The sequence below is a fragment of the Pseudomonas sp. S5D5 genome, from assembly GCF_003013355.1.
GTDB classification, from domain to species: Bacteria; Pseudomonadota; Gammaproteobacteria; order Pseudomonadales; family Pseudomonadaceae; genus Aquipseudomonas; species Aquipseudomonas aylmerensis.
The window spans coordinates 2,822,437-2,846,253 of sequence record NZ_PTEO01000001.1; the positions used below are offsets into that span (position 1 = coordinate 2,822,437).

25 protein-coding genes and 1 pseudogene are annotated in these 23,817 nt (G+C 61.6%); 13 read left to right on the plus strand and 13 right to left on the minus strand.

The window, feature by feature from the left end; translation table 11 throughout:
* Positions 1–62 precede the first annotated feature (62 nt).
* Positions 63–656, plus strand: coding sequence for a hypothetical protein (locus C9990_RS13310; protein ID WP_106803566.1), 594 nt, complete (start codon positions 63–65; stop codon positions 654–656).
* 62 nt (positions 657–718) lie between these two features.
* On the opposite strand, the gene C9990_RS13315 is transcribed toward C9990_RS13310, so the two are convergent.
* Complete coding sequence (locus C9990_RS13315) at positions 719–1,033, minus strand: SCP2 sterol-binding domain-containing protein (RefSeq protein ID WP_016969749.1); 315 nt, start codon at positions 1,031–1,033, stop codon at positions 719–721.
* A gap of 56 nt (positions 1,034–1,089) precedes the next feature.
* Complete coding sequence (locus C9990_RS13320; protein WP_106803567.1) at positions 1,090–1,800, minus strand: histidine phosphatase family protein; 711 nt, start codon at positions 1,798–1,800, stop codon at positions 1,090–1,092.
* 193 nt (positions 1,801–1,993) lie between these two features.
* Between C9990_RS13320 and sohB the strand changes: the two genes are divergently transcribed.
* Entirely contained in the window at positions 1,994–3,019 is a 1,026-nt protein-coding gene (sohB, locus tag C9990_RS13325; protein WP_065907712.1) for a protease SohB, read from the plus strand.
* 114 nt (positions 3,020–3,133) lie between these two features.
* On the opposite strand, the gene C9990_RS13330 is transcribed toward sohB, so the two are convergent.
* Together C9990_RS13330 and C9990_RS13335 are read right to left on the minus strand one after the other, a co-directional pair.
* On the minus strand, positions 3,134–4,666 hold the full coding sequence (locus C9990_RS13330) for an MFS transporter (RefSeq protein ID WP_106803568.1): 1,533 nt from the start codon (positions 4,664–4,666) through the stop codon (positions 3,134–3,136).
* Positions 4,663–5,148 carry a heme-binding protein gene (locus C9990_RS13335; RefSeq protein WP_106803569.1) on the minus strand — a complete coding sequence of 162 codons (486 nt, stop codon included), beginning with the start codon at positions 5,146–5,148 and terminating at the stop codon, positions 4,663–4,665. Before C9990_RS13335 ends, C9990_RS13330 begins: the two co-directional genes overlap by 4 nt.
* Before the next feature lie 103 nt (positions 5,149–5,251).
* Between C9990_RS13335 and C9990_RS13340 the strand changes: the two genes are divergently transcribed.
* Positions 5,252–6,148, plus strand: coding sequence for a LysR family transcriptional regulator (locus C9990_RS13340; protein WP_106803570.1), 897 nt, complete (start codon positions 5,252–5,254; stop codon positions 6,146–6,148).
* On the opposite strand, the gene dhaL is transcribed toward C9990_RS13340, so the two are convergent.
* From dhaL to C9990_RS13375, 7 genes are all read right to left on the minus strand, one after another.
* On the minus strand, positions 6,105–6,752 hold the full coding sequence (dhaL, locus tag C9990_RS13345; protein WP_106803571.1) for a dihydroxyacetone kinase subunit DhaL: 648 nt from the start codon (positions 6,750–6,752) through the stop codon (positions 6,105–6,107). The genes C9990_RS13340 and dhaL overlap by 44 nt on opposite strands.
* Before the next feature lie 3 nt (positions 6,753–6,755).
* Positions 6,756–7,757, minus strand: a complete 1,002-nt coding sequence (locus C9990_RS13350) for a dihydroxyacetone kinase subunit DhaK (protein WP_106803572.1) — start codon at positions 7,755–7,757, stop codon at positions 6,756–6,758.
* A 69-nt stretch (positions 7,758–7,826) separates the two neighbouring features.
* Positions 7,827–8,942 (minus strand): zinc-binding dehydrogenase, encoded by a 1,116-nt coding sequence (locus C9990_RS13355; protein ID WP_065907723.1) that lies wholly within the window; start codon positions 8,940–8,942, stop codon positions 7,827–7,829.
* A 26-nt stretch (positions 8,943–8,968) separates the two neighbouring features.
* Positions 8,969–9,724 (minus strand): SDR family oxidoreductase, encoded by a 756-nt coding sequence (locus C9990_RS13360; protein ID WP_065907725.1) that lies wholly within the window; start codon positions 9,722–9,724, stop codon positions 8,969–8,971.
* Positions 9,725–9,866: 142 nt separating this feature from the next.
* Positions 9,867–10,874 (minus strand): substrate-binding domain-containing protein, encoded by a 1,008-nt coding sequence (locus C9990_RS13365; protein WP_106803573.1) that lies wholly within the window; start codon positions 10,872–10,874, stop codon positions 9,867–9,869.
* A 34-nt stretch (positions 10,875–10,908) separates the two neighbouring features.
* Positions 10,909–11,895 carry an ABC transporter permease gene (locus C9990_RS13370; RefSeq protein ID WP_106803574.1) on the minus strand — a complete coding sequence of 329 codons (987 nt, stop codon included), beginning with the start codon at positions 11,893–11,895 and terminating at the stop codon, positions 10,909–10,911.
* Positions 11,892–13,379 carry a sugar ABC transporter ATP-binding protein gene (locus C9990_RS13375; protein ID WP_106803575.1) on the minus strand — a complete coding sequence of 496 codons (1,488 nt, stop codon included), beginning with the start codon at positions 13,377–13,379 and terminating at the stop codon, positions 11,892–11,894. Before C9990_RS13375 ends, C9990_RS13370 begins: the two co-directional genes overlap by 4 nt.
* Positions 13,380–13,662: 283 nt before the next feature.
* Here C9990_RS13375 and rpiB point away from each other — a divergent pair, with 283 nt between their 5' ends.
* From rpiB to C9990_RS13390, 3 genes are all read left to right on the plus strand, one after another.
* A complete protein-coding gene (rpiB, locus tag C9990_RS13380; RefSeq protein WP_016969738.1) occupies positions 13,663–14,124 on the plus strand; it encodes a ribose 5-phosphate isomerase B in 462 nt (153 codons plus the stop codon).
* A 63-nt stretch (positions 14,125–14,187) separates the two neighbouring features.
* Complete coding sequence (locus C9990_RS13385; RefSeq protein WP_025857542.1) at positions 14,188–15,168, plus strand: sugar-binding transcriptional regulator; 981 nt, start codon at positions 14,188–14,190, stop codon at positions 15,166–15,168.
* Positions 15,169–15,544: 376 nt separating this feature from the next.
* Positions 15,545–17,113 (plus strand): TerC family protein, encoded by a 1,569-nt coding sequence (locus tag C9990_RS13390; protein WP_106803576.1) that lies wholly within the window; start codon positions 15,545–15,547, stop codon positions 17,111–17,113.
* 28 nt (positions 17,114–17,141) lie between these two features.
* On the opposite strand, the pseudogene C9990_RS13395 reads toward C9990_RS13390, so the two are convergent.
* Positions 17,142–17,429 (minus strand): annotated as a pseudogene (locus C9990_RS13395) (thioredoxin family protein); the annotation flags it as partial.
* 69 nt (positions 17,430–17,498) lie between these two features.
* Positions 17,499–17,753 carry a hypothetical protein gene (locus C9990_RS13400; RefSeq protein WP_065907734.1) on the minus strand — a complete coding sequence of 85 codons (255 nt, stop codon included), beginning with the start codon at positions 17,751–17,753 and terminating at the stop codon, positions 17,499–17,501.
* Positions 17,754–18,157: 404 nt separating this feature from the next.
* On the opposite strand from C9990_RS13400, the gene C9990_RS13405 reads away from it, so the two are divergent.
* The 7 genes from C9990_RS13405 to C9990_RS13435 all read left to right on the plus strand — a co-directional run bounded on the left by C9990_RS13405 (position 18,158) and on the right by C9990_RS13435 (position 23,740).
* A complete protein-coding gene (locus C9990_RS13405) occupies positions 18,158–19,006 on the plus strand; it encodes a transporter substrate-binding domain-containing protein (RefSeq protein ID WP_065907736.1) in 849 nt (282 codons plus the stop codon).
* 52 nt (positions 19,007–19,058) lie between these two features.
* A complete protein-coding gene (locus tag C9990_RS13410) occupies positions 19,059–19,721 on the plus strand; it encodes an amino acid ABC transporter permease (RefSeq protein WP_065907738.1) in 663 nt (220 codons plus the stop codon).
* An 11-nt stretch (positions 19,722–19,732) separates the two neighbouring features.
* On the plus strand, positions 19,733–20,395 hold the full coding sequence (locus C9990_RS13415) for an amino acid ABC transporter permease (RefSeq protein WP_065907739.1): 663 nt from the start codon (positions 19,733–19,735) through the stop codon (positions 20,393–20,395).
* Positions 20,392–21,174 carry an amino acid ABC transporter ATP-binding protein gene (locus C9990_RS13420; protein WP_065907741.1) on the plus strand — a complete coding sequence of 261 codons (783 nt, stop codon included), beginning with the start codon at positions 20,392–20,394 and terminating at the stop codon, positions 21,172–21,174. The genes C9990_RS13415 and C9990_RS13420 overlap by 4 nt, the downstream gene beginning before the upstream one ends.
* A gap of 26 nt (positions 21,175–21,200) precedes the next feature.
* Positions 21,201–21,590 (plus strand): RidA family protein, encoded by a 390-nt coding sequence (locus C9990_RS13425; protein WP_032896881.1) that lies wholly within the window; start codon positions 21,201–21,203, stop codon positions 21,588–21,590.
* 167 nt (positions 21,591–21,757) lie between these two features.
* Positions 21,758–22,522, plus strand: a complete 765-nt coding sequence (locus C9990_RS13430) for an IclR family transcriptional regulator (protein WP_065907743.1) — start codon at positions 21,758–21,760, stop codon at positions 22,520–22,522.
* A 9-nt stretch (positions 22,523–22,531) separates the two neighbouring features.
* Entirely contained in the window at positions 22,532–23,740 is a 1,209-nt protein-coding gene (locus tag C9990_RS13435; RefSeq protein WP_106803577.1) for an amino acid deaminase, read from the plus strand.
* Positions 23,741–23,817 lie beyond the last annotated feature (77 nt).

Sequence of the window (23,817 nt, forward strand, 5' to 3'; positions counted from 1 at the left end):
TCCCGCCACCGAAAGGTCTGAATCAGGTAAATTCGCCACCCCTTCAGACAAGGATGTAGACGATGGCGAATGTTATCGCGCGGGTTGGCAGTGCAGGCCTATTAGGGGCACTGCTGATCACCTGCGCAGTGTTGATCACTTCACTGTATCCCCGGGAAAGCGCTGCGGCGCCGCTGATGATGCATTGCCGCGATTGCGAGAAAGGTGACGACACCTTCGATGCGACAAAATGGTTCAGCAGCGGTATGTACCGCCTTGAAACGGATATTGTTCCCAACCCGATGCGGACGATGACTCGCACTCATCCGGTGGTCTTCAAAGCCAAGGACAATGACCAACTGGTCGAGGCCGCGCTGCGTGGAATCGGCGATGTGCTCCCATCCTTCGATCCCCGCGCGTTTGAAGCACAGTGGCCCGTGTTAACCAAGCGCGTACGTTACAGCTACAGCTTTTTTATGCTGCCCGATGAACCCCGGGACCTCTATGACATGTACTTGCAAGTGGGCAAATACAAGCTGGTGATCGTGGTTGGGCTTGACGTCAATACCGGTGAAATCACCGCCGAGTATGACGGGCGTGTGATTCGTGAAAACGATGGTAATGACCCTGCGTACATGGACACGTTCGAAGAAATGGATGACGCCAACACCCGCTGACCGGGAGGCTGGCTGAACGAAAAATCCCGCCGAAAGGCGGGATTTTTTTGAGCGCGGGCTTATCAGGCCGGGAACAGCTCGCTCAGTTTCATGGCCAGCATCATGTCGCCTTCGGTGCGCAGCTTGCCGCTCATGAAGGCCTGCATGCCGTCGGTGTCGCCGCTGACGATGCCTTCCATGGTTTCGCCGTCGGTGACCAGGGTCACTTGGGCGTCAGGGTTTTCGCCTTCTAGCAGTTCGCAGGTGTTGTTCTTGACCACCAGCGAGAAGTTCTGGGTGTCGTCGATACGGAAACCGAACACCAGGTCCAGGCCGTCAGCAGCGGCTGGGTTGAATTTGGCTTTCATTGCTTCTACAGCTTTGGCTACGTCAGTCATGGTTTCGATCCTTTAGGGTAGAGTCCAGTGACCTTGGGGTCACGGTTGGCCGCAGTTCATCGGAACGTGATGAGCTGCGGCGCCTTCAACAGTTGCAAGTGGGTATGACTGTTGAAGGAAGCCAGTGCCACCTCGCGACCACGGAATTTCAGCTGGTTGAGCGAGGTGTTAACAATTTGCCAGTTCAGTTCGAAGGCCTGGGCCGCCGGCATTCGGGTTATCAGGTGGAGCAGGGCGGTGATGGTGCCGCCGGAGGTGAACACTGCAATCTTCTGTGCGTTGTCCGCGGCTTCCAGAATGCGTTGCAGGCCACCCTGGACCCGTTCGACGAAGCCCAGCCAGCTTTCCAGGCCCGGCGGATCATAGGTGCCGGCCAGCCAGCGCTCGATGATCAGGGCGAAGATGCGCTGGAATTCGCTGCGGTTCTGCGCGGCGTTGCGCAGGATCTCCAGGGCTTCGGGTTCGGTGGTCAGCAGGGCTGGAAGCAGGGCGCGGATAATCGCGTCGGCGTCGAATTCGTTGAAGGCGCTGTCGATTTCCAGGGCCGGTACCGGCAGGCCGAGGGCGCTGTACTGATCGAAGGCGGCCGTGGCGGTGTGCTGCTGGCGGCGCAGGTCGCCGGCCACGCAGCGGTCGAACACCAGGCCCAGGTCCGCCAGGTGGCGCCCGAGCACTTGCGCTTGTTCCACGCCGACGGGCGACAGGACGTCATAGTCGTCTGCACCGAAGGAGGCCTGGCCATGTCGAATCAGATAGATGCTGCCCACGTCCGTTTTCCCGGTACGTTGAAAGTCTGGCGAGGTTATGAGGATGCCAGGGAGCTGTCAATGAAAAAACATACGCTTGTTTTAAAAGCTCGTTAGAGGCCGCTTACTGGCGGTTTGATCACTGGCCCGAACGCGGTGCCGCCGGTATGCTGGGGCAATCCGCGCCTGGCGCACTGCACTTGTAAGGAGTCACATGGATTTTTTGGCCGAATACGCGAGTTTCCTGGCGAAGACCGTCACCCTGGTGGTCGCTATTCTGGTGGTACTGATCAGCTTCGCGGCGCTGCGCAGCAAAGGCCGTCGCAAATCCGCCGGACAGCTGCAGGTCAGCAAACTGAATGATTTCTACAAGGGCCTGCGCGAGCGCCTGGAGTCGAGCCTGCTCGACAAGGACCAGCTCAAGGCCCTGCGCAAGTCCGAGAGCAAGACCGAAAAGAAGAAAGGCAAGAAGAAACCCGAGGCCAAGCCACGGGTGTTCGTGCTGGATTTCGACGGCGACATCAAGGCCTCGGCCACCGAGAGCCTGCGCCACGAAATCACTGCCTTGCTGAGCCTGGCCACCCCGAAGGACGAAGTGGTGCTGCGCCTGGAAAGCGGCGGCGGCATGGTCCACAGCTATGGCCTGGCGTCGTCGCAGCTGGCGCGTATCCGTCAGGCGGGCGTGCCATTGACCGTATGTATCGACAAGGTCGCGGCCAGCGGCGGCTACATGATGGCGTGCATCGGCGAGAAGATCATCAGCGCCCCGTTCGCGATCCTCGGCTCCATCGGCGTGGTGGCGCAGTTGCCCAACGTCAATCGCCTGCTGAAGAAACACGACATCGACTTTGAAGTGCTGACCGCTGGTGAGTACAAGCGCACCCTCACGGTGTTTGGCGAAAACACCGAGAAGGGCCGCGAGAAGTTCCAGGAAGACCTGGACATCACCCATCAACTGTTCAAGAACTTCGTCTCGCGCTATCGCCCGCAATTGGCGATTGATGATGTGGCGACCGGAGAAGTGTGGCTGGGTGTTGCAGCGTTGGACAAGCAACTGGTCGACGAGCTGCAGACCAGCGACGAATACCTGGCTACCAAGGCCAAGACCGCCGAGGTATTCCACCTGCACTACGCCGAGCGCAAGAGCCTGCAGGAGCGAGTGGGCCTGGCGGCCAGCGGCTCGGTGGACCGTGTGCTGCTGACCTGGTGGAGCCGGTTGACCCAGCAGCGCTTCTGGTAACGCCGTAATTTGCGTGATGCCCCTGTGGGAGCGGGCTTGCCCGCGATAGCGATGTACCAGTCGATACCTCTACCGACTGGACTGGCGCCATCGCGGGCAAGCCCGCTCCCACATTCAGTTCTGCGTTAGCACGCAGGCCTGTTGCACCGCAGGAATCGGCTTTCGCATCAGCATCCCCACCACCAACGCGCCCAGCAGGCCCAACAACCCTGCCACCCACAGCACAGCGCCGAACCCGCCGACAAACGCCTGCCGCGCCAGTGGTTGTGCCACCGCCCGTGCCGTCTCCGGCAACAAGCCCATCGCCGCCGGCATGTCCCCGGCCACCACCCGCGAGGCAATTCCCGCTAGCTGCGCCTGCCACTGGCTGTCGAGACTCGCACGCAGCAGTTGCTCGCTGTGGCTGCTCAGCAATGCCCCGTACACGCCAATCGCCAGCATGATCGCGCTGAACCGCATGGTAGTGCTCATGCCCGAGGCCATGCCGGCACGGTCTCGTGGCACGCAGGCCATGATGTTTTTTTGCGTGTCGCCATTCAGCAGGCCCGCTCCGGCGCCCGTGACTGCAATGGCCAGGGCGAAGGGCAGGTAACCACCGATGTTCACCGCCCAGGCGCTCAGCAAATTGCCGCTGCCGACCAATGCGAGTCCCGTCGCCATCATTGTCGACGGGGTAAAACGGCTGGCCAGGCGTGCGCCAATCCTTGGACAGATCAACATCGTCAGGGCGAAGGGCAGCATGCCCAGCCCTGAAGCAATCGCGGAAAAGCCCAGGCCGTTCTGCAGGTAGAACGGCAGCAGCGTCATCATCACCTGGGCGCAGCCGGCGTAGGCAAACATCCCCAGCAGCGCGCCGATGAAGCGTGGATGCCGGAACAGTTGCAGGTCGACCATCGGCCGTTGTTGCAGGCGTTCGGCGAGGACAAACGCAGCCAGCAAGGCTGCGCCGCCCAGTAGCCGCGCATAGGTCAGCGGGTTGTCCCAGCCGATGCGGTTGGCCTCGATCAGGCCCCAGATCAAACACAGCAAGCTTGCGCTGAAGGTCAGGCTGCCCCACGGGTCGAGGCGTGCAGACTGGGTGTCTCGGGACTCTGGAATGGCGCGCAGCACCAGGCCCATCAACACCAGGCCCACGGGCAGGTTGAGGTAGAAGATCCAGCGCCAGCCCAGGTATTCGGTGATCAGGCCGCCCAGCGTCGGCGCGGCGGTCATCGCCACGCCCATGCAGGCGCCCCAGAAGGCCCAGGCCTTGGCGCGCTCGACCTCGTCGTGGAAGGTGTGGCCGATGGAGGCCAGCGCCGAGGTCAAGAGCAGGGCTGCGCCGACACCTTTGACGGCCCGCGCGATATCCAGCCACAGCGCAGTGGGCGCCGCGCCGCAGCCGAGAGAGGCCAGGATGAAAATCCCCAGGCCCCAGACCAGGGTCTTCTTGCGACCAAAGCGGTCGGCGATGCTGCCGGCTGGCAACAGCAGGGCGGCGAACGCGAGCATGTACGCACTGACCACCCATTCGATATCGGCAAAGTTCGCCCCCAGGTCGCGGGCGATGCTCGGCAGGGTCACGGCGACGATGTTGGTGTCGAGCACAATCAGCGAACAGACCCCGGAGGCGGTCAGCAAGGTAAACCGTGGGCTGGCGCTGCTCATGGCTGCACCGCCGCCAACGCCGCCTGGGCGATCTGTTCATCGTGGGCCGGGGTGTCGGCGCTGATGCCGAGGGCGCCCACGACCTGGCCTTCGAGGATGATCGGCAGCGCGCCCTTCATCATCAGCAGGCCGGCTGTGACAGCCGCCGGGCGCCCACCGTTGATGGCATTTTCGAGGTCGGCCGAAGGCCGTTTGAACAGCGCCGAGGTGCGCGCCTTGCCTTGGGCCAGCTCGATCCCGGCGACTACCGGCGCACCGTCCATGCGCGTGGTGAGAATCGGCCAGCCGCCGTCATCGACAATTGCCAGCGCGCAGGGCCAACCGTTATCCGCGGCGACTTTACGCGCCTGCGCGGCAATCTGCTGGGCCGTGGCCAGGGTCAGTGTTGCCTTGTGGGCAACGCTGGCGGGTGGTTCGTTCGCCATCGCCGCGGGGGCGAGGCTCAGGCCGGTCAATACCAGTACCAGCGATTTGACTAACATAAGCGGGTCTCTCTACTGTGAGCGTGCGCCTAGCTTATCTTCGGTCCACCGTGGCTTTATTAGGTGCCAGTGTGATCTTCATTACCTTTGAGCTAATCCTGCGATGGAAATACGTCATTTCCGCTATTTCCTGGCGGTTGCCCGGCACCGAAACTTCACCCGCGCGGCGGAGCAGCTGGGCATTGCACCGCCGACCCTGAGTCGGCAAATCCAGGACATGGAGGCGACCCTGGGCACGCGCCTGTTTGTCCGCCAGCAACGCGAAGTCAGCCTCACCGAGGCGGGTGCGGCACTGTTGATCGAGGCCGAGGCGACGGTGCGCCAGTTCGAGTTCGCCCAGCGCAATGCCCAGCGCGCCGGCCGTGGCGAGATCGGTCATATCGAATTGGGCTATGTGGCGTCGGCGGTGTATTCGGGCCTGTTGCAGCGGCAAATCCAGGCGTTCAGCCAGGCGTTTCCGGATGTCAGCGTGAACGTGCGCGAATGTGCGATGGCGACGTTGCCTGGCGCGGTAGCGGACGGGCGTGTCGATATCGGCTATATCCGCTCGCCCATGACCCTGCCGGAGGGTGTCGAGGCGGTACGCCTGGACAGTGAAGGGTTTGTATTGGCGCTGCCGCAGGACTCCTGGCTGCTGGGGCTGAAGGCCATCGGTTGCGAGCACCTGCAAAACGAGACGTTCATCTTGCCGGAGCAAATCAGCGGTACCTTGCAAGTGGCGGCGCAAGGCGGCTATGCACCGCGGCTCGGACCGCAGCCCGGCGGATTGGTGGCGGTGGTGGCGCTGGTGTCACTCGGGCAGGGCGTGGCGGTGGTGCCGGCGTCAATGGTCGGGCATGTGAGTTTGCCAGGCGTGGTGTACCGCAGCATCCAGGGCAGTGACGCGTCGTCGTGGCTGTCGCTGATTCACCGGCGCTTCGAAAAAGCGCCGGCGGTGGCGCGGTACATCCAGCAGGTCAAGCAGACAGTCGCGGCTGTACCGAATCGGCCAGGCGCGTAAGGATCAGCCAGCACGACACGGCCCCGGCATCCAGCACGCCGAGGGAGCGTTCGCCCAGGCGACTGGCGCGGCCGATCTTCGCCACCAGGTCCTTGGTCGAATCGCGGCCCTGTGATGCGGCGGCTTTCATCGCGTCCAGTGCGTCGCTGAAGGCGGCCCCGGAGGCATGCGCCCGCTCGAAGGCTTCGACGGCCGGGATCAAGGTGTCCATCAGGCACTTGTCGCCCACACCCGCCTCGGTAATGTCCTGCAACGAGGTCAAGCCGCCGCGCAGCAAATGGGCAAAGGTTGCGGCGTCGATGTCGTCGCTGTTGCGCACTTCATCGGCCATGCCAATGAACAGACTGCCATACAGTGGGCCCATGGAGCCGCCGATGCCTTCCATCAGGCTGAGGGTCAGTTCGTCGAGTGCTTCGGCCAGGGTCAGTTGGCGGCCTTCGATGGTGCGCCCGCAATGGGCGAAACCCTTGGCCATGTTGATGCCATGGTCGCCATCGCCAATGGCACCGTCGACTTCGCTGAGGTATTCGCGGTTGGCCACGATCACGCTGACCAGGTCGGCGACGATGGCGCTGCCGTCACGGGTGGAAAAATGCTGGCTCATGGTTCACTCCGCCTGGGTCATGCCGATGGAGCGGCAGGGTTGGTCGATCAGGGTTTTCAACTCGGCGTCGAGGCCGAGCAAGGTCAGGGTCACGCCCATCATCTCAAGGGACGTGAAGTAGTTGCCGACATAGCAGCGGTGAATCTTCAAGCCTTTGGCCTTGAGCTGTTTTTCGACCTCGGCATAGAAAATATACAATTCCATGACCGGCGTGGCGCCCAGGCCCGAGACCAGCACCACCACGCTGTTGTCCTGGCTGAAGTCACGGTCGGCGAGGATCGGCGCGAGCATGCGTTCGGCCATGGCTGCGGCCGGTTCGATCGGAACCACTTCGATGCCCGGTTCGCCATGATGGCCGATACCCAGTTCCATCTGGCCGTCGGGGATCTGGAAGTTCGGCTTGCCCACTGCCGCAATGGTGCACGGCGTGAGGCCGATACCAATCGAGCGGCAGTGGTCGACGGTTTTCTGCGCGACCCGGATCACCCCGTCCAGGTCGTAGTGCTGGGCCGCAGCGGCGCCGCCGATCTTCCACATGAAGATTTCCCCGGCCACGCCACGGCGCTTGGCAATGTCGGCCTTGGGCGCAGATGCCACGTCATCGTTGGCGACCACGGTGCGGATACGCATGTCTTTGCTGGCGGCCATTTTCATCGCCAGCTTCACGTTCATGTTATCGCCGGCATAGTTGCCGTAGAGGCAGGCTACGCCGGCGCCCTGGTCTGCGGCGCGGAACGCGTCGAAAAAACTCTTGGCAGTGGGCGAGGAGAAGATCTCGCCGACGGCTACCGCATCCACCAGGCCTGGGCCGACGTAACCGAGAAAGGCCGGTTCATGCCCCGAGCCGCCGCCGGTGACAATGCCGACGCTGCCTTGGGCCGAAGGCCTGGCCTTGACGATCACCCGAGGGTTGGCCTCGTATTGGCGCAGTTCGGGGTGCGCGACCAGAATACCGCGCAGCATGTCCTCGACCACTTGGTCCGGATCGTTGATGACTCGATTCATAACGCGGGTTCCTGTTTTCTTGTTCTAGGGGGCAGCATGGATCAACGCCAGGGCGTGTTCGCCTGTGGATCAGGGTTCCAGGACTACCTTCAGTGATTTGTCGCCGCGCTCCATCACTGCGAACGCTTCCTTGAAGTCTGCCAGCGCAAACTTGTGGGTCACCACGTCGCGCATGTCGATCTTGCGGTTGCCGATGAAGTCGATGGCGCGCGGGTACATGTACGGGCCCAGGTGCGAGCCCAGCACGTCCAGCTCCTTGCGGTCGCCAATGATCGACCAGTCCACCGTGGCTTCGTCATTGAACACGCTGAACTCCACGAAACGCCCCAGCTTGCGTAGCATCGCCAGGCCCTGGTTCACGGCCTTGTGGTGCCCGGTGGCCTCGATGTAAATGTCGCAACCGTAGCCTTCGGTGATCTCGCGGATCTTCGCCAGTACATCGACCTCGGCCGGGTTCCAGACCTCGTCGGCGCCCATGCGCAAGGCAAGGGCAGCGCGTTCGGGTTTCATGTCCAGCACGATGAGCTTTTTCGGGTTGCGCATGCGCACCGCGCCGATGATCCCCAGCCCCAGGGTGCCGGCGCCGGCGACCACCACCACATCGTCGAAATCCACATTCGCGCGTTCCGCCGCGTGCAGCGAACACGCCAGCGGTTCGATCAGTATTGCTTCGTCGGGGGCGATGGAGTCTGGCACTTTGTGGATGATGCCTTCCTTGGTGAAGATCATGTACTGGGCCATGGCGCCCTGCACATTGTTCTGGAAGCCATAGAGGTCATGCTTCTGGCACATCCAGTATTGGCCGTGGTTGCAGAAGCGACAGCCCCAGCACGGCACGATCTGCTCGGAGATCACCCGGTCGCCGACCGCCACGCCACGTTTCTCCGCGCCTGGGCCCAGGGCAACCACACGGCAGACGAATTCATGGCCGGGAATCATCGGCGGTTTCACATAGCGGGGTTGCTCGGCATCACCCCAGAACGAGGGGGCGCCGCGATAGGTCTTGATATCGCCCATGCAAATGCCGCACAACTCGACTTTGGTGAGAATCTCGTCGGGGCCGGGCGTGGGCACGTCGACGGTTTCCAGGCGGTAATCTTCAGGGCCGTGACAGACCACGGCCTGCATGGTTTTCGGGATGACCGGTGACAGTTGTTCGGGGGTGCGTTCGGTGACGGTGGACATGACAAAACCTCACGACAAAAAATGAATTACTGAATGCTGTAGCCGCCGTCGATCACCATGTTGGCGCCGGTGACCATCTGCGCGGCGTCGCTGAGCAGGTACAACGCCAGCCCGGCGATTTCCTCCGGCTGGGCAAAACGGCCCGCCGGGATCTGCAATTTGGCTTTTTCGCCGACTTCACCGGCCCAGGCTTTTTTACCCAGCGCGGTCTCGACGATGGTCGGGGAGATGGCGTTGACGTTGATGTGCGGCGCCCATTCCATCGCCAATACCTTGGTCATGCCGACAATGGCCGCTTTGCTCGCGCAGTAGGCGACGTGGCGGTCCAGGCCAATCACGGCAGCCTGCGAAGCAAGGTTGACGATGCGCCCGCCGCCGTTGGCGAGCATGTGCTTGGCGCAGGCCTGGGCGACAAAAAAGCTCGCCTTGAGGTTGATGTCCAGCGTGGTGTCCCACGCGCTTTCGCTGACATCAATAGCCTTGTCCAGGAGCGCCACGCCGGCGCTGTTGATCAGGTAATCGAGGCGTTGGAAGTGTTCGAATACGCTATCGACGGTGGTTTGTATCTGGCCGATCTGGCTGAGATCAACGGCAATGCCCAAGTGCCCGGCGCCCAGGCTGGCGGCCACTTCAGCCACGGCGGGGTCGCGGTCGAGCAACGCCACGCGGGCGCCGCGTTCCGCCAGCAGGGTGGCGCAGGCCAGGCCGATCCCGGCGGCGCCACCGGTGATCACTGCGCACCGGCCGGTGAGGTCGAAGGCTTGGTTCCAGAATCCAGACATGCATGACTCCTCTATCGAAAGCGCTGGAGATCCAATGTGGGAGCTGGCCTGCGATGCAAGCGACTCGGTCTTTCAGTCAAACCGAGGTGATGCCATCGCAGGCAAGCCGGCTCCCGCACTTGACCCTATTTCAGGGTGAAAGCTACTTACCGCCGCTGACTTGTTTGTACAGCGCATCGGCGTTGGCATTGGTCACTGGCACCCACGGCAGGATGTAGTTCTTGGCGGTGCCATCAGCCCATTTCACGTCCTTGGCGTAACGCTCCCAGATCACCGATTGCGGCTTGTAGTCCTTGCCGGCCAGGGCGCGCAACGCCACGTCCAGTGCGCCTTGGGATTGGGCTTGGGCGTCTTGCAGGAAGGTGGTGACTTCGTCTTTTTTCGCGGCCTGGATCGCGTCCGGCATGCCGTCGATGGAGGTCACCGGCACGTCTTTGGAAGTCAGTCCGTGAGACTTCAGCGCCTGTACGGCGCCGAGGGCCATGTCGTCGTTTTGCGCGATCACGCCGTTGATGCCTTTGGGGTGCGCGTTCAGCCAGTCTTCGGTCAGGGTCAGCGCCTGCGCACGGTCCCAGTTGGCGGTCTTTTTCTCGATGATCTTGATGTCCGGGTGCTTGCCCAGCACTTCCAGCTCGCCTTTTTCCCGGTCGATTTGCGCCGACTGGCCGATCGGGCCCTGGATGATCACCACGTTGCCTTTGCCATTGAGCTTGTCGACCATCGCCTGGGCCTGCAGGCGGCCGCCTTCCACATCGTCGTTACCCACGTACGGCACAGCGGCATCGGCTACTTTCGTGTTCGAGGCGATGACCACCACGTCGTTGCTCATGGCTTGCTTCACGGTGCCGACGCCGGCCTTGGTGTCGATGGGCACGAACAGAATGGCGTCGTAGCGCTGGGTCACCATGTTTTCGATCTGGTTGTTCTGGGTCAGGGCGTCATAGTTGCCGTCGAACACCGTCAGCTGCACGGTGCCGTCCTTGACCGCCGGGTGTTCTTTCAGCTCGCGTACCCAGTTCTGCATGAACTGGCCCTTGAGGCCGTAGACGGCGGCACCGATTTTGTAGGTCTTGCCGTCGGCAGCCATGGCGATACTGCAGGAGAGCAGGGAGAAAGCCGCTGTGGCGGCCAAGGTGGTACCAAGTTTCATGAGTAGAACTCCGGTTATTGTTGTGGGTCGTTCTCTAGCGTTTTTTCTTGCGCCACACGTCGATCAGTACTGCGAACACGATGATCAGGCCCTTGGCGACCTGCTGGTAATAAGAGGACACGCCGAGCAGGTTCAGCCCGTTGTTGATCACGCCGATCAACAGTGCGCCGAACAGCGTGCCGACAATGCTGCCGGTGCCCCCCGACAAGCTCGTACCGCCGATCACCACGGCGGCAATCGCGTCCAGTTCGTAGGAAACCCCGGCCTGCGGCAGGGCAGAGGTGGTGCGGGCCGACAGCACCACGCCAGCCAGTCCGGCGAGCAGGCCCGAGACCACGTAAACCGAAAACATCACCTTGCGCACGCCGATGCCTGAGGTGCGTGCGCTCTTTTCATTGCCGCCCACTGCGTACACATAGCGGCCGTAGGTGGTGTAGCGCAGCACCATCCAGAAGATCAGCGCGACCACGGCGAAGATGATGATCGGCACGCCGATCGGACCGATCTTGCCGATGCCCAGCGCCAGGTAGGTGTCGGGCAGATCGGTGATCGGGCTGCCATCGTTGAGGATGAAGGTCATGCCCCGCGCAATGCTGAGCATGCCCAGGGTGGCCACGAACGGCGGGATCGACAGGTTGGCGACCATGAAACCGTTCACCACGCCGAGCATCGCCCCGGCAAACATCCCGGCGCTGACCGCCGCGAGCAGGCCGTAACCCTGGGTGGCGACCATGGCGCTGCACAGTCCGGCAAAGGCCAGGATCGAGCCCACCGACAAGTCGATGCCCTTGGTCAGGATCACGTAGGTCATGCCCACCGCGAGGATGCCGTTGATGGAGGTCTGGCGCAGGATGTCCATCCAGTTGCGCCAGGTCATGAAGTACTCGCTGGAGAACGCCATCACCACGCACAGCAAGATGAATACCAGCGGCAGGCCGAAACGGTCGAGGGACAGGCGCAGGCGATTGCGGGGTGTGGCAATAGGTGCGGCGGCGGGTGTGGACAGGGTTTTGGCATTCATGAGGCAAGACTCAACAAGGCTTCCTGGGAAAGGGCGGTGTCGGTGCTGATGGTCACCAGCCGGCCGCCCTTGAATACGGCGATGCGATCACTCAGATGCAGCAGCTCCGGCGCTTCCGACGACACCACGATGGCCGCGCCACCGGCGCGTACGAACTGGTCGAGCAAGTGGTAGATCTCCTGCTTGGCGCCCTCGTCGATCCCACGGGTCGGTTCGTCACACAGCAGGCACACCGGCTCGGTGGACAGGCATTTGGCGAGGACCACTTTCTGTTGGTTGCCACCGCTCATGGACGCCACCGGCAATTCCAGGGAAGTGGTCTTGATCTGCAGGCGCTTGACCATGTCCTGGGCCAGTTGGGTTTCCTTGCGCGCATTGATCAGCGACCAGCTCGACAGGCGCTTGTAGGCCGACAGGGCAATGTTGGAAAGAATGCTGCCGGTGAGCACCAGGCCGCTGTCCTTGCGGTCTTCGGTGACCAGCGACATGCCGGCACTGATGGTCGCCTTGGGCAGCCCGATGGGCATGGGCTTGCCTTGCAGGGTCACGCTGCCGGAGTCCGCGACCGTGAGGCCGTAGATGCAGTTGAGGAACTCGCTGCGCCCCGAACCCATCAAGCCGTAGATGCCGAGGATTTCACCCTGGCGCAGTTGCAGGCTGATGTCGTGGAACTCACCGGCGCGGCTCAGGTTGTCGACTTGCAGGCAAGTGTCGGCGGCGCATTCGCGGCCGACCTTGTGATCGATGCGGGTCAGTTCCTGGCCGACGATGCCGCGCACGAGGTGGTTGCGGTCGATATCGGCCATGCGCCCGCTTTCGACAAAGGCGCCGTCGCGAAAGATGCTGTAGTCATCGGCGATCTGCGCCAGTTCGCTCAGGCGGTGCGACACATACACGATGCCGGCGCCCCGGGCAGTCAGGCGACGGATGGCCTTGAACAGGGTCTCTGCCTCGCGCTCGCCGATGGCCGAAGTGGGTTCATCCATGATCATCACCTGGCAGTCATGGCTGAAGGCCTTGGCGATTTCCACCAGTTGGATCTGCGCGACGCTCAGGCGGTGCATGGGGCTGGTGGCGTCGACCTCGAACTCCAGGCTGTCGAGCAGCTCGCGGGTGCGGCGGTTCAGGGTCTTGTTGTCGACGATGCAACCGGCGCGGCGCGGTTCACGGCCCAGCCAGATGTTTTCGGCAACGGTCATGTAGGGGATGGGTTCCAGCTCCTGGGTGATCATCGCGATCCCCGCCGCCAGCGCTTCACTCGGGCGGTTGAATTGCACCGGCGCGCCGTTGAGCAGAATGCTGCCGGCATCACGCTGAGTGATGCCCATCAGGATGCTCAGGAATGTCGATTTGCCTGCGCCATTGCCGCCGCACAGGGCGTGGACGCTGCCGGCCCGCAGAGAGAGGCGCCCGTCACGCAGGGCAGGGACCCCGGCGTAAGCCTTGGCGACGTGTTCAGCCTGGAGCAGTAATGGCGTGGCCATCGGCGTGTCCTCGTGCTGTGAATTCTTATTAGGTCGCACAGTCGTGTTTCGCTGTGATCATATGTGTATCAAATGAAATTCTGATCAGTCAATCTCTTTCATGTAAAAGCGATGATTCTCATCTTGTTGGTCTATAAGGCCGTTTTTGACGCCTTTGACTGCAGGGTCAGTTAAATCATGCTTGACATAGAGGGTTGGATGACCGCGAAATGTCTGAGCGGAATTTCACTGAATGATCATTTGATCAGTCATAAATACGATCACGGCAGCGGAGCCAGACGCCATGAACACACCTTTCCCGGTGGCTATCGGATGCGATGAAGCAGGTTTTGAGCTCAAAGAGCTGTTGAAGCGCCATATCGAGGCGCTGGGCTATCCGGTGACCGACTTCGGCACCCATTCCACTGCGCCCGTGCTTTATCCGGACATCGCCCTGGCCGTGGCCACGGCGATCAATGCCGGGCAGCAGCGGCTGGGCGTGCTGGTGTGCGGCACCGGGATCGGCATGGCCATTTCGGCCAACAAGGTGCTGGGCATCCGCGCGGCCCAGGCCCATGACACCTATTCGGCGGAGCGTGCACGCAAGAGCAACGATGCGCAGATCCTGTCCATCGGTGCGCGGGTAATCGGCGCCGAGCTGGCCAAGAGCATCGTCAAGTCGTTCCTGGAATCGGAGTTCGAAGCGGCGCGTTCCGGGGCCAAGGTCGAGCGCATCAATGCAATCGAGCGCGATGGGCATCAGTAGTGGACTAAACGGGGCAAGAGTCGGGAGAATGCGCCTTTGACGCCGAAACGGAAGCCCGTCCCCATGAGTGACAGTACCCAGCGCATCGCCAGCGATATCGATCAGATGACCGAAGTGGCGATGCTCTATTACCTTGAGAACGTCACTCAGGAAGCCATCGCCAAGCGCTTCGACCTGTCACGCGCAAAGGTCAGTCGCCTGCTCAAGCGTGCACGCGATGAGGGCATTGTCGAGGTGCGCGTGTTGCAGCATCCGGCCATGAACAACGAGTTGGAGCAGGCCCTGGTCAAGCGCTTCAAGCTGGATCGCGCGTTGATCGCTGTCGATCACAGTGAGCCCGACACCCAGCGCTCGGCCGTCGCCAGCCTGGTCGCCAACTACCTGAACAAGACGCTCAGCGACGGCATGATTGTCGCCGTGGGCATGGGGCGCAACGTCGGTGCGGTGGCCGATAACGTGTTCCTGCCGGTGACGCGCAACTGCACGTTTGTGTGTGCGATCGGCGGTTCGCTCAAGGCGGGCGAATACATGAACCCCGACCATATCTGCCGGCGCCTGGCGCTGCGGTTTGGCGGTGAAAGCGAAAGCCTGTACGCCCCGGCCCTGGTGGCCAACCCGGAGCTGCGCGGGGTGTTGATCAATAACGACACGGTGCGCTCGACCCTCGACCGGGCGCGGCGTGCCGATATCGCCTTGATCGGTATTGGCGACATGAGCGAGAACAGCAACATGGTGCGCATGGGCTGGTTCTCGCCCCAGGAAATTGCCCAGGCGCGGTTGTCCGGCACCGTGGGCGACATGATGGGCTATGACTTTATCGATATTCACGGGCAGCCGGCGGTCAACGCGATTCAGGGGCGGGTGATCGGGTTGACGGTGCAGGAGCTGTTTCGGATTCCAGACGTGGTGGCGATTGCCAGCGAGAACACCAAGGCCGCGGCGACGCTGGGGGCGTTGCGGTCGGGGGTGATTAATACGCTGGCGACGACGGTGACCAATGCGCATACGATTTTGGCGCTGGATGATGCTACCCGTAAAAGCTGACACCACGCAGGGCAAAATGTGGGAGCGGGCTTGCTCGCGAAGGCGGTGATTCAGTTAATTCATGTGTTGACTGACACACCGCACTCGCCAGCAAGCCCGCTGCTAAATGAGTTTTGTGTTGGCTTGGTGTACAGATCTTGTAATAGTTTTGCGTTGTAGGAAATTTGTATTTCAGCTGTAGGATTCAAGTCCTTTTGTCATTTCAGGACTTGCATGAACACCCTCTCGGAGCCTCCCAGTCGTCTTTCCCCAAGACATCCGCTGTTGCTGTTCCCGCTGAAGCACCCCGTATTTCGCTTGCTAACCTTGTCCCGGTCATCCACTGATCGCGCCTTGCCGTGCCCGGCATTCTGAAACCTTTAAAGAGACTCTATAAATGGAATGGTTAGCGGATCCAACGGCCTGGCTCGGCCTGTTGACCTTGATTGTGCTGGAACTGGTGCTGGGTATCGACAACCTGGTGTTTATCGCGATCCTGGCGGACAAATTGCCACCGGAGCAGCGCGACCGTGCGCGCTTGATCGGTTTGTCGCTGGCGCTGCTGATGCGCCTGGGCTTGCTGGCGAGTATTTCCTGGCTGGTCACCCTGACCCAGCCGTTGTTCGAGGTGTTCGACAAGAGCTTCTCGGGGCGTGACCTGATCATGCTGTTTGGCGGTGTGTTCCTGTTGTTCAAGGCCACCATGGAATTGCACGAACGCCTCGAAGGGCATGTGGCACAGCGCTCCGGCAATGTGGCTTATGCGATGTTCTGGCCGATCGTGGCGCAGATCGTGGTGCTTGACGCGGTGTTCTCCCTCGACGCGGTGATTACCGCCGTGGGCATGGTGGATGAGCTGGCGGTCATGATGATCGCGGTGATCGTGTCCATCGGCCTGATGATCGTGGCGAGCAAGCCGCTGACGCGATTCGTCAACGCGCACCCGACGGTGATCATGCTGTGCCTGGGCTTTTTGATGATGATCGGTTTCGCGCTGACCGCCGAAGGCCTGGGCTTCCATATCCCGAAAGGCTATCTGTACGCGGCGATTGGTTTCTCGATCCTGATTGAGGTGTTCAACCAGATTGCCCGCGCACGTCGCAAGAAGTCTGCACAAGGTGTGCTGCCGGTGCGTGAGCGTACCGCGCATGCGGTGATGCGCTTGCTCGGCGGGCGCAGCCTGGCGGTGGAGGAGGTGGGTGAAGAGGTTGCCGACCTGCTGGGCGAGTCGGATGCTGCACAGGGCCCGCTGTTCGATCGGCGTGAGCGCGTGATGATCAGCGGTGTGCTGCAACTGGCCGAGCGGCCGATTCGCACACTGATGACGCCGCGGGCCAAGGTCGACTGTATTGACCTGGCGGACGATCCCGAGAATATCCGCCTGAAACTGATGCATTCGTCTTACTCGCGGTTGCCGTTGATCCGCAACGGCGATGTCGATGAGCCTTTGGGCTTTGTGCACAAGAAGGAGTTGCTCAAGGAATACCTGGCCGGCAACGAGCCGAACCTGGAGCACCTGGCGCGCCGCGCGATCAACTTGCTGGAGAGTTTTTCGATTCTCAACGCGCTGGAGCAGATGCGTCAGGAGTCGACCCATATCGCCTTCGTGATCAACGAATTCGGCGACTTCATGGGGGTGCTGAGCATGACCGACATCCTTGAATCCATCGCCGGTGAGTTGCCGGACGCCAGTGAAATCGAGGGCCCGGACATTGTCGAGGAAGCGGGTGGCTACCGTGCCAATGGCGCCTTGAACCTGAACCTGGTGCGTCAGCGTACCGGTTTCAAGGCTGCCGCAACCGAGGATTATCAAACCCTGGCGGGTTTAGTGATGAGCCTACTCGACCGCCTGCCGGTGGTGGGCGATAGCCTGGAGCATGAGGGCTGGCGTCTGACGGTAGCCGCAGTGGAGGAGCGCCGGGTGACGCAGGTGCTTTTGCACCCAGGCTGCGGTCATAGCGGCTGAACAAGGCCTGCACACACTGCACTTGGTCTTCTTCAGGGCCGAAACCTTTGAGTTTGTCTACCAGGGCTCCGTTCAGGTAGATCAGTAATGTCGGGGTGCCCGTCACATCAGGGTGCCTCGGCGTGTGCGCGCAATCGAGTATAAGGCTGACGATCCAGGGATGCCTGCCGGCCGTCCTGGCAAATAGCGGCCCTGCAGTCGCACAGGCAGCGCAGTGTTCGCTAACAAACAGAATGAACACCGGGCGTGGTGTGTTAAGTACCCTGGCAAACTCCTGCGCATTGGAAATTTCTTGCGTGGCCACTCCCATGGTCATCTCCCTTCAGGCCGCGTGGGTGTGTTGCCAACGCTAAGCCGGGATATCACCTGCGTCTACTGTCAACCTTCACAGGTCATCGTCGCGCTCCACCCGCTCGCGCGCCTTGCGGGCCTGGCTCGCGCATTTCTTGTATTCCAGATTGTCCCGCGAGGCTTTCGCCTGGCGGTAACCGTGATGATTCTGGCTGGTGTAGTTGGTGCTCAAGGCATCGTTGAGCTTGCGCAGTTCTTCCTTGCATTCACGGCGGTCGTTACTGGCCGCAGCGTTGCCAGCCACCAGCAACGTCAGCAAGCCGGCGACAAGACAGACTTTTATCGACATAGACCCTCTCAACCAAATGGCGCCCATCTGTCGGCGCCGGCGTCTGCGTTGACGATTTTCGCCGGCAAGCCGACTCCTGCAGCGGGGCGTGTAGGCATTGCATCAAGGCTAGCCGAGCGCCGCGATTTTTCCATGCCTGCCGCGCACCGTGATGGTGCGGGGTAACACCGTTGTGGCGCACGGGCCGGTGGCTGTCACCGGCGTCTGGGGCCTTGGGTAGCAAAATGATTCCAGGTAGTGGCGCAGCGCCTGTTGAATCGCGAGTGTTCATCTAGCTGATTTATAAGCAATTTAGTCCTGTCATATTTTTCTGTTACTGCGTGTGGCACACTTTCTGCTGTCTATTCCGTTGTTACATACTAGGTTCCGGTATAGCGGAATACACAACTCCTGGAGTGCTTGTCATGCATCACCGACCTTCCGTGTTTAAAGCGTGTGTTTTTCTCTTCGCCGCATCGGCTTCCCTCGCCAGCGTAGTGCAGGCGGCGGACAGCAAGCTCGATGATGTGCTCAAGCGTGGGCACCTGATCGTGGGTACAGGCAGTACCAATGCGCCGTGGCACTTCCAGGGAGCGGATGGCAAGTTGCAGGGGTTTGATATCGACATCGGCCGCATTGTGGCCAAGGGTCTGTTCAACGACCCGAGCAAGGTCGAGTTTGTGGTGCAGTCGTCCGACGCACGGATTCCCAACCTGCTGACCGACAAGGTCGACATGAGTTGCCAGTTCATCACCGTCACCGCCAGCCGTGCGCAGCAAGTGGCGTTCACCCTGCCTTACTACCGTGAAGGTGTGGGCCTGCTGCTGCCGAACAACAGCAAATACAAGGAAATCGAAGACCTGCAGGCCGCCGGTGATGGCGTCACCGTCGCCGTGCTGCAGAACGTCTACGCCGAGGAACTGGTGCACCAGGCCCTGCCCAAGGCCAAGGTCGACCAGTACGACAGCGTCGACCTGATGTACCAGGCGGTGAACTCCGGCCGCGCCGATGCCGCCGCCACCGACCAGTCCTCGGTCAAATACCTGATGGTGCAGAACCCCGGCCGCTACCGCAGCCCGACCTACGCCTGGAGCCCGCAAACCTACGCGTGCGCCGTCAAGCGTGGCGACCAGGACTGGCTGAACTTCGTCAACACCGCGCTGCATGAAGCCATGACCGGCGTGGAGTTCCCGACCTACAAGGCCTCGTTCAAGCAATGGTTCGGTGTGGATCTGCCGGAACCGGCGATCGGCTTCCCGGTTGAGTTCAAGTAATTCGTAAACGCTGGGGCGTCGCTGACGGCGCCCCATTCAGGTACTGCCGACCATGAACTATCAGTTGAACTTTGCCGCCGTGTGGCGCGACTTCCCCAGCTTGCTGGCGGGGCTCGGCCTGGGCCTCGAGCTGGCGCTGCTGTCGATCGCCATCGGTTGCGTGATCGGCCTGTTGATGGCATTTGCCATGCTGTCCAAACACAAGGTCTTGCGTGTGCTCGCCTCGGTGTATGTGACGGTGATCCGTAATACGCCGATCCTGGTGCTGATCCTGTTGATCTACTTCGCGCTGCCCAGCCTGGGTATCCGCCTGGACAAGATCCCCTCGTTCATCATCACCTTGTCGTTGTACGCCGGGGCTTACCTGACCGAAGTGTTCCGCGCCGGGCTGTTGAATATTCCCAAGGGCTTGCGCGAAGCCGGCCTGGCCATCGGCCTGGGCGAATGGCGGATCCGTGCCTATATCACCGTGCCGGTGATGTTGCGCAACGTGTTGCCAGCCCTGTCGAACAACTTTATTTCGCTGTTCAAGGACACCTCGCTGGCCGCTGCCATTGCGGTGCCCGAGCTGACTTATTACGCCCGCAAGATCAACGTCGAAAGCTACCGGGTGATTGAAACCTGGCTGGTCACGACCGCGCTCTACGTGGCTGCCTGTTACCTCATTGCCATGCTGCTCCGTTACCTGGAACAGCGTCTGGCGATCCGTCGTTAAGGAAGGTTTCCATGTACGAATCCCCCAGCTGGTTGCATGAGTTGTGGATCGCCCGGGACACCCTCTGGGCGGGGTTCCAGGCCAGTGTGTATGTCTCGGCACTGGCGATTATTTTCGGCACGCTGATCGGTATCGTCGCCGGGTTGATCCTGACCTACGGCAAATTCTGGATGCGCGCGCCGTTTCGCCTGTATGTCGACCTGATCCGTGGTACGCCGGTGTTTGTGCTGGTGTTGGCATGTTTCTACATGCTGCCGGCGCTCGGTTGGCAGATCAGCGCATTCCAGGCCGGTGCCGTCGGGCTCACGCTGTTCTGCGGCTCCCACGTCTCGGAAATCGTGCGCGGCGCGCTGCAAGCCATTCCCCGTGGGCAACTGGAAGCGGGCAAGGCCATCGGCCTGACGTTTTACCAGTCCCTGGGCTACGTGCTGTTGCCCCAGGCGCTGCGCCAGATCCTGCCGACCTGGGTCAATTCCTCCACGGAAATCGTCAAGGCCTCGACCTTGCTGTCGGTGATCGGCGTGGCCGAATTGCTGCTGAGCACCCAACAGGTGATCGCACGCACCTTCATGACCCTGGAGTTCTACCTGTTCGCAGGCTTTATGTTCTTTGTCATCAACTACGCCATCGAGTTATTCGGGCGCTACATTGAAAAGCGGGTGGCCTTGCCATGAACCAACCTCAAACCAACCAACCGCTGCTGAACATCCGTGGCCTGCGCAAGCAATACGGCCAGGTCGAAGTGCTCAAGGGCGTCGACCTGTCCATGCAGCGCGGCAACGTGGTGACATTGATCGGCTCCAGCGGCTCGGGCAAGACCACGCTGCTGCGCTGCGTCAACCTGCTGGAGGAATTCCAGGGCGGCCAGATCACCTTGGATGGCGAGTCCATTGGCTACAGCGAGATTGCCGGCAAACGCGTGCGTCACCCCGAGCGGGTGATTGCCCAGCACCGCGCGATGACGGGCATGGCGTTCCAGCAATTCAACCTGTTCCCGCATTTGACCGCGTTGCAGAACGTGACCCTCGGCCTGCTCAAGGTCAAGAAGATGGGCAAGGACGAAGCCGTGGCCCTCGCCGAAAAATGGCTCGACCGTGTCGGCCTGCTGGAGCGGCGCAATCACTTCCCGGGGCAACTCTCAGGTGGCCAGCAGCAGCGTGTGGCGATTGCCCGCGCGATTGCGATGAACCCCAGCCTGATGCTGTTCGACGAAGTCACCTCGGCCCTCGACCCGGAACTGGTCGGGGAGGTGCTCAGCGTGATCAAGGGCCTGGCGGAAGAGGGCATGACCATGTTGCTGGTCACCCACGAAATGCGCTTTGCCTATGAAGTGTCCGACAAGATCGTGTTCATGAACCAGGGCCGCATTGAAGAGCAGGGCACCTCGAAGGACATCTTCGAGCGGCCGCAATCGCCGCGCCTGGCGGAGTTTTTGAAGAACATTCGTTTTTAATCGATTTTTTCGCAGGAGATATATTTATGAGCATTACTCGTTACGGCACCGGCAGCACCGCCGGCGGTGGCCAGCCACGTCCTTTCGCCCGCGCGGTGGAAGCGGACGGCTGGCTCTACGTCTCGGGCCAGGTGCCAGCGGTGGACGGTGAAATCATCAACGGCGGCATCATCGAACAGACCCGCCAGACCATGCGTAACGTGGTCGCGATCCTCGAAGAGGCCGGTTACGAATTGAAAGATGTGGTGCGCGTCGGCGTCTGGCTGGAAGACCCACGGGATTTCTGGAGTTTCAACAAGGTATTCGGTGAATACTTCACCCCGGAACACGCCCCGGCGCGCGCCTGCGTGCAGGCCAACATGATGGTGGACTGCAAGGTCGAGATCGATTGCGTGGCCTACAAGAAAAAAGGCTAAATGCCCGGATCTGAAGCCCAAAGCTGATCAAATGTGGGAGCGGGCTTGCTCGCGAATGCGGTGTGTCATTAAGCGCACCTGTAACTGATCCACTGCATTCGCGAGCAAGCCCGCTCCCACAGGGGATTTGTGTTGATAGCAACATTCTGACCGGACCGAAAACCGCCATGACCGAAGACACCATCAAACGCCGCGCCAAGGGCCTGGACCGGGCGTTCGATATCCTCGATTTTCTCAAGGAAATCGGCCAGCCCCTGCGCCCGAATGATATCGCCAGCGGCATCGGCAGCCCGAAATCCACGGTCTACGAGCTGGTCGCGTCCCTGCTCGAACGGCGCATCCTGGAAACGGTCGGCAAGGACGGTCACGTCTACCTGGGTCGCCAGCTGTACTTCCTCGGCCAGGCGCACTTGCGGCATTTCGACCTGACCCGCGAGGCCGACCAAGCCCTACAGGAAATCGTCAGCCAGACCCACGAAACCGCGCAGATGTGCCTACTCAACGGGCGCAAGTACACGGTGGCGCTGATGCGCGAGGGTGAGCGGCATTTTCGCATTTCCTCGGACATCGGCGAAAACGCGCCGATCCCGTGGACCGCGTCCGGGCGCCTGTTGCTGGGGCACTTGAGCGATCAGCAGATCATCGACCTGATCGACTACGCCGACTTCATCCTGCCGGACGGCCAGCGCCTGCCGCTGGAGACCTTCCTGGCCCAGATCCGCCAGGCCACGCTCGATGGGTTCTTCTCCTTCGACAGTGTGGCCGATACCTTTACCCATTGCTTTGCCGCCCCGGTGCGGGACGCGCAGGGCATCAGCATTGCGACCCTGTGCATCGTCGCGCCGCGCGCCGATGCGATCAAAAATTACAACGACTACCGCCGGGTGCTGATCGAAAGCGCCAACAACCTGGCCCGTCGCATCAACGAATAGGAACCTTCCATGCCTGCCAACAATGCCGTTGAAAAAGGCGCCGCCGCCGTCGGTGCACACCTGGTCCGCGACGTCAGCCTGCCTGCCCTGGTGCTGCACCGCGAGGCCCTGGAACACAACATCCGCTGGATGCAGGACTTTGTCAGCCGCAGTGGCGCAGAGCTCGCGCCCCATGGCAAGACCAGCATGATGCCGGCGCTGTTCCAACGCCAGATCGAGGCCGGCGCCTGGGGCATCACCCTGGCCAACGCCGTGCAGGTTCGTGCTGCGTATGCCGGTGGCGTGCGTCGTGTGTTGATGGCCAATCAACTGGTCGGCGCGCCGAACATGGCATTGATCGCCGACCTGCTGGCCGACCAGGATTTCGACTTCCACTGCATGGTCGATCACCCGGACAACGTCGCCGACCTCGGTTTGTTTTTCGCTGCCCGTGGCCTGCGCCTGAACGTGATGATCGAATACGGTGTGGTGGGGGGGCGTTGCGGCTGCCGCAGCGAGCAGGAAGTGCGTGACCTGGCGAAGGCGATCAAGGCCCAGCCGGCGCTGGCCCTCACGGGGATCGAAGGCTATGAAGGCGTGATCCACGGCGAGCACGCCATCAGCGGCATCCGCGACTTCGCCGCCAGCCTGGTGCGCCTGGCTGTCGATCTGCAGAACAATGGCTCCTTTGACCTGCCCAAACCGATCGTCACCGCCTCGGGTTCGGCCTGGTACGACTTGATCGCCGAGTCGTTCGAAGAGCAGAACGCCGCCGGCCGGTTCCTCAGTGTGTTGCGCCCTGGCAGCTACGTGGCCCACGACCATGGCATCTACAAGCAAGCACAGTGCTGCGTGCTTGACCGCCGCAGCGATCTCAACGAAGGCCTGCGCCCGGCACTGGAAGTCTGGGCCCATGTGCAATCGCTGCCCGAGCCAGGTTTTGCGGTGATCGCCCTGGGCAAGCGCGACGTGGCCTACGACGCCGGCCTGCCGGTGCCGCTCAAGCGCTACAAGGCCGGGATCGTGCCGGCGGAAGGCGATGACGTAAGCGCCTGCACCGTCACCGCGGTGATGGACCAGCACGCCTTCATGACCGTGGCGCCGGGTGTGGAACTGCGTATCGGCGACATCATTTCGTTCGGTACTTCGCACCCTTGCCTGACCTTCGACAAGTGGCAGGTCGGCTGCCTGGTGGATGAGCAATTGCAGGTGATCGAGTCGCTGCAGACCTGCTTCTAGTCCGCGTCGCCCCATTGCCGGCCTGGCAGCGCTTTCCCCTGCAGGCGCCCCCGGCGATGAGGCCCCAAAGAACACCA

Excerpts from the sequence above, each read along its gene's own strand:
- sohB (WP_065907712.1), top strand. The coding sequence starts at position 1,994 with ATGGATTTTTTGGCCGAATACGCGAGTTTCCTGGCGAAGACCGTCACC.
- C9990_RS13385 (WP_025857542.1), top strand. The coding sequence starts at position 14,188 with ATGAGTGACAGTACCCAGCGCATCGCCAGCGATATCGATCAGATGACC.
- C9990_RS13410 (WP_065907738.1), top strand. The coding sequence starts at position 19,059 with ATGAACTATCAGTTGAACTTTGCCGCCGTGTGGCGCGACTTCCCCAGC.
- C9990_RS13430 (WP_065907743.1), top strand. The coding sequence starts at position 21,758 with ATGACCGAAGACACCATCAAACGCCGCGCCAAGGGCCTGGACCGGGCG.
- dhaL (WP_106803571.1), bottom strand. The coding sequence starts at position 6,752 with ATGAGCCAGCATTTTTCCACCCGTGACGGCAGCGCCATCGTCGCCGAC.
- C9990_RS13315 (WP_016969749.1), bottom strand. The coding sequence starts at position 1,033 with ATGACTGACGTAGCCAAAGCTGTAGAAGCAATGAAAGCCAAATTCAAC.
- C9990_RS13340 (WP_106803570.1), top strand. The coding sequence starts at position 5,252 with ATGGAAATACGTCATTTCCGCTATTTCCTGGCGGTTGCCCGGCACCGA.
- C9990_RS13435 (WP_106803577.1), top strand. The coding sequence starts at position 22,532 with ATGCCTGCCAACAATGCCGTTGAAAAAGGCGCCGCCGCCGTCGGTGCA.
- C9990_RS13360 (WP_065907725.1), bottom strand. The coding sequence starts at position 9,724 with ATGTCTGGATTCTGGAACCAAGCCTTCGACCTCACCGGCCGGTGCGCA.
- C9990_RS13355 (WP_065907723.1), bottom strand. The coding sequence starts at position 8,942 with ATGTCCACCGTCACCGAACGCACCCCCGAACAACTGTCACCGGTCATC.
- rpiB (WP_016969738.1), top strand. The coding sequence starts at position 13,663 with ATGAACACACCTTTCCCGGTGGCTATCGGATGCGATGAAGCAGGTTTT.
- C9990_RS13420 (WP_065907741.1), top strand. The coding sequence starts at position 20,392 with ATGAACCAACCTCAAACCAACCAACCGCTGCTGAACATCCGTGGCCTG.
- C9990_RS13425 (WP_032896881.1), top strand. The coding sequence starts at position 21,201 with ATGAGCATTACTCGTTACGGCACCGGCAGCACCGCCGGCGGTGGCCAG.
- C9990_RS13365 (WP_106803573.1), bottom strand. The coding sequence starts at position 10,874 with ATGAAACTTGGTACCACCTTGGCCGCCACAGCGGCTTTCTCCCTGCTC.
- C9990_RS13390 (WP_106803576.1), top strand. The coding sequence starts at position 15,545 with ATGGAATGGTTAGCGGATCCAACGGCCTGGCTCGGCCTGTTGACCTTG.
- C9990_RS13415 (WP_065907739.1), top strand. The coding sequence starts at position 19,733 with ATGTACGAATCCCCCAGCTGGTTGCATGAGTTGTGGATCGCCCGGGAC.
- C9990_RS13400 (WP_065907734.1), bottom strand. The coding sequence starts at position 17,753 with ATGTCGATAAAAGTCTGTCTTGTCGCCGGCTTGCTGACGTTGCTGGTG.
- C9990_RS13330 (WP_106803568.1), bottom strand. The coding sequence starts at position 4,666 with ATGAGCAGCGCCAGCCCACGGTTTACCTTGCTGACCGCCTCCGGGGTC.
- C9990_RS13375 (WP_106803575.1), bottom strand. The coding sequence starts at position 13,379 with ATGGCCACGCCATTACTGCTCCAGGCTGAACACGTCGCCAAGGCTTAC.
- C9990_RS13335 (WP_106803569.1), bottom strand. The coding sequence starts at position 5,148 with ATGTTAGTCAAATCGCTGGTACTGGTATTGACCGGCCTGAGCCTCGCC.
- C9990_RS13405 (WP_065907736.1), top strand. The coding sequence starts at position 18,158 with ATGCATCACCGACCTTCCGTGTTTAAAGCGTGTGTTTTTCTCTTCGCC.
- C9990_RS13370 (WP_106803574.1), bottom strand. The coding sequence starts at position 11,895 with ATGAATGCCAAAACCCTGTCCACACCCGCCGCCGCACCTATTGCCACA.
- C9990_RS13350 (WP_106803572.1), bottom strand. The coding sequence starts at position 7,757 with ATGAATCGAGTCATCAACGATCCGGACCAAGTGGTCGAGGACATGCTG.
- C9990_RS13310 (WP_106803566.1), top strand. The coding sequence starts at position 63 with ATGGCGAATGTTATCGCGCGGGTTGGCAGTGCAGGCCTATTAGGGGCA.